Origin of the sequence: Anabaena subtropica FACHB-260 (genome assembly GCF_014697105.1) — a bacterium.
Taxonomy (GTDB): Bacteria; Cyanobacteriota; Cyanobacteriia; order Cyanobacteriales; family Nostocaceae; genus Trichormus; species Trichormus subtropicus.
This window is the reverse complement of sequence record NZ_JACJRF010000013.1, coordinates 120,637-132,684: the sequence shown is the minus strand read 5'-3', so window position 1 is coordinate 132,684 and position 12,048 is coordinate 120,637. Positions and strand designations below refer to the sequence as shown.

Here is a 12,048-nt window from a genome sequence, read left to right as displayed (position 1 = left end):
GTTCTTCTTCGCTCTCTGCGATTTCAATCTTAAAAGTGCGGCTCATGGTTATTTTAATTTATCGAGTTTGTTTCCTCTATTATATGCACCTTCATATTAAACTGGTATAAGCTCCAATATAAATTGTTGCTTTTCAGAAAGATGGCAATAACTTGTCACCAGCAAATATGGAAGCGAATTACTAGGTTTGATGACAATAATTTGTCACAGCGACATTAATCTGTCACCGACGACAAATAATTAGTCACCGTACAATTCGGTCAAAACAAAAACATTATTTTCTGAAACCTAAGCCGATGATGGGATTTGAACCCACGGCCTGCTGATTACGAATCAGCTGCTCTACCACTGAGCCACATCGGCATATACGATAAAAGATTATAGCATTATTTACTTATGGTGGAACCAAATCCCAAAAAGCGTCTTAATCCTGAACAATATGCCCGTCTTAAAGCAGAAATAGCAGCTCCATATCGCGGCTTACGGCAACTTCTCTATGTTGGGTTTGGTGCTTCTGGCTTTATTGGGGCGTTTATCTTTTTCTTTCAACTATTAGCTGGGCGAGACTTAGAAAATACTTTACCTAACTTTGCTCTTCAAGTAGGAATCGTTACTCTGATGATTTTTCTCTGGCGATGGGAACAAAGCCGCCAAAAGAGATAAGCAACATAACAGTTTGAACAGGAATGCGTTACTTAATGTTTGAGTAAAAGTACTTATTTTGTCTGAAAATACGTTTATGTTAGCCCTTTAATTTATCGTAATTTTAGTTCAAAAAAGTTATATTTTATAGATTCTGAAAGAGAAAGGAGAGAAAAGAGAAAAAATAAAAAAAATATTAGGAAATTAAAAAATCTAAAATTTTCTGAGACACTAATAATTGTTCAAACGGGGTCAGCGAATATAAAGATCCTGAATATAAGCCCATAACTTTCAATGGGGTCAAATAAATTTAAAGACCCCCAAGTTAAAAAAAGCCAGAATCTTTCAAGCGCCGAACAAGTATAACTTTGTCCGGCGCTTGAAATTTTTTTTTACTGCACTGTGTGCGTCAGTTGTCGTTGGTCATTGACTATGAACTATTGACTCTTGACTAATATCTACTGGGGAGCTTGAACTAAGTAAGATGAAGGAAGTGGTTGTGCGCGTCCAGCACTAACTAATGCTTGGTAAACAAAGGCAGCAATTTCTGCTCTGGTAGCTGGGCGATTCGGATTAAGTTGACTAACCGTGGGATAGTTGATTACTAATTGCTGTGTAGTAGCAGCTGCGACCGGCCCAACCGCATAACCAGGAATTTGACCAGCATCAGAATAGATAGAAATGACATTTTGATTGTTGGCAGTTAAGCCCAATCCATTAGCTAAAGATACCAATGCTTGGACTCTAGGAATTTCCTGCTGTGGTTTGAATGTCCCATCGGGATAACCAGAAACAAATTGACTCTGGTATGCAGAGCGAATTGCGGCAAAAGCCCAGAAATTGCTGCTGACATCTCGGAAATTAATGGCGCTGCGTTTAACTGGTGGTGTTAAAGCTTTGGTGACAATGGTGGCAAATTGAGCGCGGGTTACTGGGTCATTGGGTTTGAAAGTGCCGTCAGGAAAACCCGCAATAATATTTTGGGAAGCTAAGGCTTCAATATAACCCTTTGCCCAGTAATTTGCAGGTACATCTCTAAAGGCTGTAGCCTGACCTGGGGGTTGTTCAACCGTAGCAGCCACAAAATCTACCTGACCAAAAATCTTTTTTTGGTCAATATCGTTACCAACAGCTAGAATGCGGATGGTTTTGGTGGCATTATTTACATCATAACGAGTGTTGCTACGAATCAAGTTACCGCCAGGATTTTCATTAGTGCCGAGGTTTGGTTCGGCATTTACAGTTACTACCACGCCATCTCGCTTGTTGTTTTGAATGACGTTCTTACGCAAAATAGGTTTGGCTGTCTCTGAGATGTATAGACCATCTTGGTTCTGCACAATCTGGTTTTCTGAGATTAAAGGTGTAGAAGTACCGCCCACGGCAATCCCAAAACCAGTATCCTGAAATAAGTTATTGCGGATTTCACCACTAGCTGTTCTGGCTACAGAAATTCCGTTACCCTTGTTTTGGATAAAAATATTACCTTCAATTATGGGATTTCCTGTACCGGTAACGAAAACGCCTTCCCTGACACTATTAGTAAAAGTATTGTTTCTGATATTGGGATTGCTAGATTCTACCCATACAGCAGTACCACGTTGATTAGGATTAGTGGCAGTGATACCTGCGATCGTTGTATTGTTATTAGCCAAAATGGTAATGTCTTGTCGGGCAAAGGTACGACTAGTATAAAAACCGCCGCCTGTAATCAAGACACCTTGACCTCTAGATGATTCATCACCCCGCAGTGTTACCCCTGGTTTGAGGATTAAGGGAAATTGTTCGCCAGTTTCACTGCTATAGTTTCCTGGTGCTAATTGAATAACAGTCCCTGTTTGCGCCTGATTGAGGGCGAAGGCAATTGTTTTGTAGGGTGTTGCTGCTGTAGCACCAGCGCCAGATGTATCTGCACCTGTTGTTGGGTTGACATAAATTACTGATGCTGTTGTGGGAACTTGTGCTGTCAAAATTGGTGCAGCACCAGCATTAACCCCACTAGGTATGAGCATGAACCCGCTAGAAGCAACTAATAAAGCTGTGATTCCGGTTGGTAAGGATAAAACCGAGAGTAAATTTCTTAATGAAGAAAAGTTAAACCCCTGATGTTTCATGTTTTGCTGTGATTTGCTGATGATCAATTGGTTTAATGGGGCTATTTAGCAGATATTTAGCTAAAAACCCCTGCCAAACTATACCGGATGACTAGCAAATTCGCAGCTAAGTTTCGTAAGAAATTACATAAATTTTTCTTATTTAATGTAGAAAACTTAACTAACAAATGAAACTTTTTCGGTAGGCTGTCAGGGTGTAAAGGTTTTTAAACTTACACCCTATACCCTTATACCCCTTGCCCAAGCCCTTGATTATTAGTTTTCATCGGTAAGCTCTCATCAGTTATGAAATATTATCATCAGAGGTTTTGATTCTCTGCAATAATTGCTGGACTTGGTTGGCTTTCTCGTTTCTATTCTGTTTTTGGAAAATATTTAAGGCTTTTTCTAAGGAAGCTAGGGCTTCATCTTTTTTATTTGTTTGCCACAATGCTAAAGCTACATTAGTTAGAGCATCGCCATAGTCGGGATTAATTTCCAAAGCTTTTTGATATTCAGCGATCGCATCATTCCAGCGACTTTGACTAGCGTAAACCACACCAACTGCATTGTAAGCTACGGCATATCGTGGTCTGAGACGAATGGCTTCTCGATAGGCACTGATTGCTGGTTCTAATTTTTTACCACGAAAGAATACATTTCCTAATTGAAAGTGTCCAAAGGAATCATCTGGGTATTTTTTGAGAAATTTACACAGGGTTTCTTCTGCACCTGGTAAATTACCTTGATTGAATAAGGCATTCGCTTGTTGAATAAGTTGCGATCGCTCTTCTTGTGGATCGGCAAACTGTGCTAGTTTTTGTACTTGCTTCTGTCGCGGTTTTTGTTCTGCGTTGCTTAAAACTTCCTCACAGGTTAATTTAGCTGGCGACGGTTCCTGTGCTGTTGCAGGAGGCAATATACCAATGGTTGTGATGATACTCAGTGTTAGACAGCTAAGAGGTTGAACAAATCTTGTTTCCATTTGGTTTTTTTGCTTCATCGCCCCAATCTCTCAATCATGTTCAGGTAATCATACCTATCATAAACCGAGGCGAGGGGTGTATGGGTTTAGGGGTGTAGTGGTAAGAATAAAGAAAAATTCTACCCTCACACCCTCACACCCTTTAAAGCGTCAAAGATTGAGCATCAGTCTCAATTAACTTAGCTAAGTCTTGTAAAAATGCCGCCGCATCAGCACCGTAAATAATCCGGTGATCAGATGTAATATTTACCTGCATTTGTTGTTTGACACCAAACAAACCATCAGTGGTGGCTACCAATTGCGGACGAGATGCGCCGATCGCTAAAATTGAACCTTGTCCTGGGGGTAAAATGGCATCAAAGGTATCTACGCCAAACATCCCCAAGTTGGACAGGGTAAAGTTACCACCACTATATTCATCTGGTTGTAGTTGTTTGCTTCTGGCTCTGTCTACTAAAGATTTCCAGGTGCGTGATAGTGAGTAAATATCTACCTTGTCGGCATTTTTTAACACTGGTGTAATTAAACCGCCTCCATCCATTGCCACAGCTACGGCAACATTAATATCGGGATGGTAAACAAGACCCTGGTCTGAATAGCTGGCATTTAACAATGGGTGTTTTTGTAATGTTATCGCTACAGCTTTCGCTAGTAGCGCTGTCATGGTCACGCCTTTAGATTTAATTTGTTTGTAGAGTTTGTCTAAACCATCGGTGGTGATTGTGTAACCTACACGGAACACAGGCACATCTAGGCTTGCCACCATGTTACGAATGACGGCATTTTGTAGGGTGTTGAATGGTACTACTTGCCCAGATGTCGCTGCTACTGGTGCGGGTACGGGTGCGTGAGTCCGTGGTGCTGGCTGTGCAACCGGGGTAACGGTTGGTGTTGCAGCAGGTGCGGTGGCTGGTTGCTTGACTTTACCAGCAGCCGCTTCTATGTCATCGGCAACAATCCGACCGTAGGGGCCACTACCTTTGAGATTGGTCAAATCAACTTTCAATTCTTTCGCCAATTTCCGGGCGCGGGGTGAAGCTACAAGCCTTCCCTCACGGTGGTTAGAGCCGTTTTGCGATGCTGTGGCTGGTACACCTACGGCGGCTGCAACTGGTTCAGGGGTGGCGGTGGGAGTAGCCGCAGTGCCACCAGAACGGCCTAGAGACTTGGCGGCTTCAATTTCGGCTTCGGTTTCTACGACGTAAGCGATCGCAGCTCCTACAGGTGCGCTATCACCAGCTTCTACAATGATGTGGGCGAGATACCCTTCATAGAAGGTTTCTACGTCCATATCTGCTTTGTCTGACTCGACAACCACCACTGTTTCGCCTTTTTCCACTTTATCGCCTGGCGATTTCACCCAGGAGACGATTTTGCCTTCGGTCATGGTGGAACTAAGCGCCGGCATGAAGATTTCGTGAATGCTCATAGGGTGGTTTCAGAATCAATGGGTTTAAGGAATTTAACAGCTTTTGCCAGATCGAATTGTATCTTGGTACGAGAATTTTATGGTTGAGATTTTCTATTTTATTGCACCGCGTGTGTTAGTTGTGAGTTGTTGCTGGATCTTGTTGTTGACTGGGTACTTGGAACTTCATTATCAAGTTGGAGTCTATGGCAATAAGATTGTTGTGTGTATTTGTGTTGCTTATGACTAATCAATATTACACAGATGCTTTCCCAAGGTAGATGATAGGTTTTAGGATTTTGAGTTCAATTAAGAACCCAATATTCAGAATTAGTGTTGTTGAAATACTGAATTTAATTCTATGTCGGGAAAATTGAAGTTGTTTTTGATTTTGCTGCTTAGTCTTTTTGCTACTGCGGGTGCTGGTGTTTATCTTCATCAGTACCAAAATTCTACATTGATTGTAGATAACAGCAGTAGTCAACCACAGCAATTATCAGTTGTGAAAAACTCTCAGGAAGTTTTGCATGATCCAGAGCGGATTCAATATGAAAATATACCCTTAGAGAGAATCAATTCTACGCTCCAAGGTAGTGACCCTGAGACTTTGGCTGTAAATTTTCTGGATGACGTGACCTCATCTAGTGTTAAGCGCAAAGTAGAGGTAGCTTATCCCCAACCTAATCAAGCTTTGGTAACAGTTACACAAGTCTCAAAGAGTAAAGATACATCTGAGAAAATCAGATATCGGTTAGAGATGAACAGTTTTGGGCGATCGCTTTTGGCAAGTTCTCCCCCCGTCTGGCAAATAGTTTGGGTTGGTTCCCAAATATCATGTCAAAATGGCAACCAACCCTTAAATAAATTAACTCAACGTTGTGATTAAATGAGTTAACTGTGTGGTGTGAGGAATCTCAAGTTAAAACTCACAATTGGCAACGTTTAAACATCGCCACGAATATCTTCGACAACACCATCGCGGATGACAATTTCCACCTGCATTTTACTAATCAAGTTATCGCCACGTTCGACGCGGAAGAAACCTTCCATTTGAAATTGATTGACTTCTTGATCCAACTCAAGCATTTGTACTTGCTGGAGATTTTGCAGCATTTGGTTTTTTTGTTCGAGAAATTCGCTTTTCTTTTGATTGATTTGGAGTTGGATATTGTCAATTTGTTGGAGGGTTTGGGGCCCTGGTGGCTGGAGACTTTGCTTTTGAATGGCAGCGATCGCTCTTTGTCCTTCTTGATCTAATTGTTGCAGTTGCTGGTCAATTTGGTTAATTTGTGCTTGCAATTGCTGTTGTACTTCCTCTTTCCAGAGGGGAGTGACGATAACTTTCACGTTAACAACACGCTTTAGCAGCAATTGAGGGTTGGAGACATCTGTCATAAGATTTCGCGTTCACTCTAAATAGTTTGTAGTGTGGAATTATCAGGCAAACATGGCGTTGATAATATCGCGGTAGCGTTCTGTGACAACGTGTCGCCGGAGTTTCAGCGTTTGTGTCATTAAGCCGTTTTCAATGGAAAATGGCTCCAGAATCAGTTTAAACGGCCCAACACGGTCATCTGGGCGATAACCTGGACGGTTCTGCACTTCCCGATTCAATTCTTGCCGGAATAAACCCTGGATCATTTTACTCTCCAGGTTAATTTTTTGACTGGATGAGGAGCTTAAATTATCATCCTCTAGACTCAAGACGAGATTTTGGCTTTCTGCCCACTTTTGTAAAGCTTCTACGTTGGGGACAATTAAAGCACCAATGCTGCGTTGGTCTTGCCCAACTAGCATAATCTGATCAATGTAGGGCGATCGCAAACACGCGTCCTCAATTGGCTGCGGTTCGATATTTTCCCCATTGGACAAAACAATTGTATCTTTTGCCCTACCAGTCAGCACTAGTTCGTTATCTGGTGTTAGCCATCCCAAGTCACCGCTATCAAACCAACCTTCAGGATTAATGGCTTTGGCTGTTGCTTCTGGGTTTTGGTAATAGCCTTGCATGACTTGTGGCCCTTTCAATAACACCAAGCCTCGTTGTCCAACTGGTAAAGGCTGGCGAGTCTCAGGGTCTACGATTTTAACTTCTGTGCCGGGGATTGGTTGTCCGGATGTGCCGATAAAATTACGCCAAGGACGGCGCACATTGGTGACTGGGGATGTTTCTGTTAAACCATAGCCTTGCAGAATCTGCACGCCAATAATTTCAAAAAAGGTGTCTATGTGCCTTGGTAGCGCACCGCCGCCGCTAATTACTTGTTTAATTCTTCCTCCCGTGGCTTCCCTTACCTTGCCATAAACTAGTTTTTCCCCTAAAGCATGGAAGGGTAACAAAGCAAATGCTATTGTTTTAGCTGTTAATCGTTCCATCGATGAACTGTGGAGATGATCTAAACTTAAACCTGCTGCAATTCTTTTGGCTCTAATATATTTTTCACTCATGCCCAATAAAAACTTAATCAGGCGTTGTTTTTTCGCTGGTTGTTCGCGGAATTGTTTCTGTACTCCTTCATAAATTGATTCCCACAAGCGCGGCACAGCCACCATGTAATTGGGTTTATACTCTTTTAAATCGCCTTTTACTGAGCGTAAATTAGTATAAATTTGTGTGCAACCTTGAGACAGTAAATAATACTCAACAGTCCGTTCGTAGCTGTGCCAACTGGGTAAAATGCTGAGAGCCGTATCGCCTACTTTTGGTTGAATTACTGTTCGGAATGTTGTGACTTGGTGGAGGAGATTACTGTAACTGAGCATTACGCCCTTGGGTTTTCCCGTAGTGCCAGAAGTATAAATTAATGTTGCCAGATTATCGCGTTTCCGTTTGACTGGAACAAAGGTATGGTTTTTACCAACTTCTATTAATTGGGAAAAATTCAACACTCTGAGGTTTTGTTCTGTCGGTGGTGTTTCGTCGGTAAGCAAGACTACCAGGTGAATTGGTAAGTCGTGGAGTCTATCTTGCAGTTTATTGAATGTCTTTAAGTCTTCGAGAACTAAAACTGTGCTGCCACTATGAGCGATAATATAGAGTAATTCTTCCTTCTCTGCTTGGCAACTACGCACCGCATCGACTGCGCCAGCCGTCATAATGCCTTGATCTGCAATGAACCACCTGGGACTATTATCAGCTATTAGGGAAATGCGATCAGCTACGCTGGGCGAAACGCCATCGCCTGCTTGCACTCCCAACGCTTGCAATCCCGATGCAAATAGCTGTATTTTTTCTGCTAGTTGCTGATAAGTAATTTTGACTTCCGGTTTAGCATGGGGATTGTAGAGGGCTAAAGTCTGACCAAATTGCTTGGCAGCTATAGGCCAAATTTCAGGTAGCGACTCTACATTTGTATAATCTACCAAGCGTTGTATTTCTTTGCTCTGTTGCTTTGTAATATCGGATAGCAAGAAAGATCCTTGTTGAGTGTTCGTCATAACCCATTACCTCAAATTGAATAAATTGTTTTGTCTAAAGTAATTCTGCTATTAGGTTAGAATATCTCTTTTCCATATCTACATCACCTTGAGTGTATGCAGTTTTGTGACCTCCACGGTTGCATTGATAAAAACTTATGTTAAAGTTAGTTTATATAACTCCAGGCTGATGGTTCTGAAGTTATGAGTCACTGAAAGAAAAGTGAACGACAGAGGCCACCTAATTATGTAAAGGGGGTGATTACCTATAGGGTTACTAGATGCTTTCTTACTAACACTGATCAATGTTGTTGCTTGTTTGGTACTCCCTAAGCTTCTATCATTGATTCTCTCTTCTCCCAAGAGCAAACGGACACAAAGAGTATCTCAAGTTGCACAATCTCTGCCAAATAGTATGGGAATTACCAGTTTTCCCTACTGCACCACTTATGCCATAACAGGGAGTCAATTCTGTAAATTTAGTCCGCATTTCTGTGCTAAATGTTCTCAGAATTGAAGGAATTTATTAGCTTGACATCTCTGCACAATTCAAGCCAGTTTCTTTCTCACATCAATTCAATGAACTTGTTTGATAATAGGCAATCAACCTATTAACCATTAAACAGGACATTCTAAATAATTTAAGGTTTGTAGTAAGGACTTTAGTCCTAAAAATGACTCCAGTTCTTACTACAAGTCAAACTTATTTTTTATATAAGACTAATATTTGATTTTTGATCAATCTACTGTGATGTGTGCATACAATTATGGATTTTTAACAATTCTGCTTAATAAAAATATACATAGATGAACCTTATGGAATGTAGAAGCAATTTAAATTCACGAATCTAATCAATAGTACAAATTTTGTTTCAAACTAGATAAAAGATAATAAAAGTTTTTAAAAAGGGAGTTTTACATGAATTTAATAGACGGTATCCTCTTAACATTAGTAAATGCTATTGTCTGTATTGCTTTGCCAAAGCTCTTATCTGTAATCCAGTCCCAGAAAAAACCTCAAAATAATTTACCCAAACAGTCTGCTATAAATTCACAAGATTCTAGTTCTAACATTCCCAACTATGTAGATGTAGCTTCTTAAGGAAGAGAATCTAAAATCCCAAATCAAAATTGGTTGATTATTGACTACTTGCGATTTTGTCGCCGCCATTTTTCTCGCACTAGGCGAATTTCCTCAAAGGTGTAGCTTTCACCCAACTGTTCTTTAATGGGTGTCAAAGCTATATCACCAAGAACTTCTAAAACTTGCCAAATTTTTTGTTGATGTTCCAATGGGACTAATTGATTTAAATCCACTGGCTGATTTTTTTCAATTAGTTTACCTAAATGGGTAGAAATTGTTGAAGGGCTAAGTTTGCGTTTGTGGGCAATTTCGGCAATACTTAAACCTTGTTGATGTAGTTGTAATGTGTGTAATTCGCTATCAGAAATTACACTTGCGGAAGGTGAAACCTTAACGGGTTTTTCTTGAGGATTTTTTTCTTGGCGGTAGGCGCGAATTTCAGCAATGAACTTGTCGCCATATTGGGCTAATTTGTGACTACCAACGCCAGAGAGTTTGGAAAATTCGATTAAAGTTTGGGGTTGTACCTGTACCATTAATTTGAGGGTGGAATCATGGAAAATTACATAAGGTGGTACAGACTGTTCATCAGCGAGTTGCTTACGGAGCGATCGCAATCTATGTAATAATGCTTCTGCTTCTTCAAATTTGGGACTCTCCTCTACTAAACTCAGCTTTTGGGCTACAGGAACAGAAAGAAAAACTTGGCGTTGTCGCTTCATCACTTCCCAACTGAGGGCGTTTAATTTTAAAACTGAGTAACCATCGCTGGTTTGTTCCAATAAACCTTGATGTAAAAGTGATCTTCCTAGAGTCCGCCATTCATCTACGCTTCTATCTTTGCCAATCCCGTAGGTAGAAAGTTTGTCGTGTTCGTATTGGATAATTTTGTCTTTTTTTGCCCCCCGCAACACGTCAATTATGTGTAGCATCCCAAATCTTTCTTTACAACGCGCCACACAAGATAGAAACTTCATCGCTTCAATTGTCCAATCTTGCATCGGTTTGGGGTAACGGCAATTATCACAGTTACCACAATTACCAGGAAACCTTTCGCCAAAATAACCCAATTGAATAGTGCGACGACAGTCTGTCCCTTCAGCGTAGTCTATCATCTGTCGCAGTTGTTGTTTAGCGATCAACTGTTCTTGAGGATCAGTTTTTTGTTCAATACTCCATTCAATAGTTTTAATATCACCAAAGCTAAAAAAGATTGTACAGCGTGATGGTTCCCCATCTCTACCAGCCCTACCTGATTCCTGATAGTAACTTTCCAAATTTCGGGGAATATCAAAGTGAACAACTAACCGCACATCTGGTTTATTAATCCCCATCCCAAAGGCGATAGTTGCTACCATCACCCGCACATCATCCCGAATAAATCGCGTTTGATTTTTGCTACGTTCATCATCAGGTAATCCGGCATGATAAGATAAAGCTGAAATCTTATCATTTTGCAGTTTAAATGTTAGTTCTTCGACCTTTTTACGAGTTAAACAATAAATAATAGTTGAACCTTCAGTATCTCGAATTAATTCTAATAATTCAGCATAAGCTTGTTTACTTTTGGGGCGGACTTCATAATAAAGATTTTGGCGATTAAAACTGGCAAGGTGAATACTTGGTTGCTTTAACCCCAATTGTTGAATGATATCAGCACGGACGCGATCTGTGGCTGTGGCGGTAAGGGCAAGGACGGGAATATTTGGGTAACGTTTCCGCAGAGATTTTAACTGGCGATATTCTGGACGGAAATCATGTCCCCACTCAGAGACACAGTGCGCTTCATCGATGGCAAAGATAGATATACCAACTTTTTCGTTGACTAAATCGAGAAACGGCAGAAACCTTTCACTAAGGAGACGTTCCGGAGCGACGTAGAGTAATCTTACCTTACCATTGAGGATGGCTTCTTCACGCGATCGCACTTTATAAGCATTCAAACTACTATTAAGGAAAGTGGCAGAGATGTTATTATTTCGCAGTGCTTCCACTTGGTCTTGCATCAAAGCAATCAATGGTGATACCACCACAGTTAATCCCTGCTTCATCAATGCAGGTAACTGAAAGCACAAAGACTTTCCCCCACCTGTAGGCATCACTACCATTAAATCTCGATTTTGTAGCGCATCTTCAATTACCTGCCGTTGTCCAGGGCGGAAGTTATCATAACCGAAGTGATATTTTAGCGCTTGTTCGAGATGGGGATACTGAAGCATAGCGATCGCTTTTGTGATGGCCTTCTGCCTGAGTGTTTACGAGGATAACAGGATTTTAACAATCTCCCGCCTGCAAGTTATAGATTTTTCTCTGTGTTTCCGTGTCTCTAAGTTTTTCACCACAGCAGCGATCGCTTATTATCCTTGATTTTGAACAGTAAAATCACTTAATATTTGTTGAATTTCTTCTGCTGAGATGT

9 protein-coding genes and 1 tRNA gene are annotated in these 12,048 nt (G+C 41.0%); 3 read left to right on the top strand and 7 right to left on the bottom strand.

Features of this window, described 5'->3' with window-relative positions; all coding sequences use genetic code 11:
• Window positions 1–291: 291 nt before the first annotated feature.
• Window positions 292–363, bottom strand: a tRNA-Thr gene (locus H6G18_RS10305).
• 33 nt (window positions 364–396) lie between these two features.
• Here H6G18_RS10305 and H6G18_RS10300 point away from each other — a divergent pair.
• The gene (locus H6G18_RS10300) at window positions 397–663 is read left to right on the top strand and encodes a DUF3493 domain-containing protein (RefSeq protein WP_190407004.1); all 267 of its coding nucleotides are present in this window, start codon (window positions 397–399) and stop codon (window positions 661–663) included.
• Between the two features lie 437 nt (window positions 664–1,100).
• On the opposite strand, the gene H6G18_RS10295 is transcribed toward H6G18_RS10300, so the two are convergent.
• The 3 genes from H6G18_RS10295 to H6G18_RS10285 form a co-directional block, all read right to left on the bottom strand.
• Entirely contained in the window at window positions 1,101–2,756 is a 1,656-nt protein-coding gene (locus H6G18_RS10295) for a DUF1565 domain-containing protein (RefSeq protein WP_190407003.1), read from the bottom strand.
• A gap of 283 nt (window positions 2,757–3,039) precedes the next feature.
• Window positions 3,040–3,738, bottom strand: a complete 699-nt coding sequence (locus H6G18_RS10290) for a tetratricopeptide repeat protein (RefSeq protein WP_190407002.1) — start codon at window positions 3,736–3,738, stop codon at window positions 3,040–3,042.
• A gap of 124 nt (window positions 3,739–3,862) precedes the next feature.
• Window positions 3,863–5,149 carry a dihydrolipoamide acetyltransferase family protein gene (locus H6G18_RS10285; RefSeq protein WP_190407001.1) on the bottom strand — a complete coding sequence of 429 codons (1,287 nt, stop codon included), beginning with the start codon at window positions 5,147–5,149 and terminating at the stop codon, window positions 3,863–3,865.
• Window positions 5,150–5,489: 340 nt separating this feature from the next.
• On the opposite strand from H6G18_RS10285, the gene H6G18_RS10280 reads away from it, so the two are divergent.
• The gene (locus tag H6G18_RS10280; RefSeq protein WP_190407000.1) at window positions 5,490–6,014 is read left to right on the top strand and encodes a hypothetical protein; all 525 of its coding nucleotides are present in this window, start codon (window positions 5,490–5,492) and stop codon (window positions 6,012–6,014) included.
• Between the two features lie 56 nt (window positions 6,015–6,070).
• Here the strand turns inward: H6G18_RS10280 and H6G18_RS10275 are convergent, their stop codons facing one another.
• A complete protein-coding gene (locus tag H6G18_RS10275) occupies window positions 6,071–6,523 on the bottom strand; it encodes a YlqD family protein (RefSeq protein ID WP_190406999.1) in 453 nt (150 codons plus the stop codon).
• 42 nt (window positions 6,524–6,565) lie between these two features.
• Entirely contained in the window at window positions 6,566–8,566 is a 2,001-nt protein-coding gene (locus H6G18_RS10270; RefSeq protein ID WP_190406998.1) for an AMP-dependent synthetase/ligase, read from the bottom strand.
• An 898-nt stretch (window positions 8,567–9,464) separates the two neighbouring features.
• Between H6G18_RS10270 and H6G18_RS10265 the strand changes: the two genes are divergently transcribed.
• Complete coding sequence (locus tag H6G18_RS10265; RefSeq protein WP_190406997.1) at window positions 9,465–9,647, top strand: hypothetical protein; 183 nt, start codon at window positions 9,465–9,467, stop codon at window positions 9,645–9,647.
• Between the two features lie 44 nt (window positions 9,648–9,691).
• Here the strand turns inward: H6G18_RS10265 and recQ are convergent, their stop codons facing one another.
• Complete coding sequence (gene recQ, locus H6G18_RS10260) at window positions 9,692–11,848, bottom strand: DNA helicase RecQ (protein ID WP_190406996.1); 2,157 nt, start codon at window positions 11,846–11,848, stop codon at window positions 9,692–9,694.
• Window positions 11,849–12,048 lie beyond the last annotated feature (200 nt).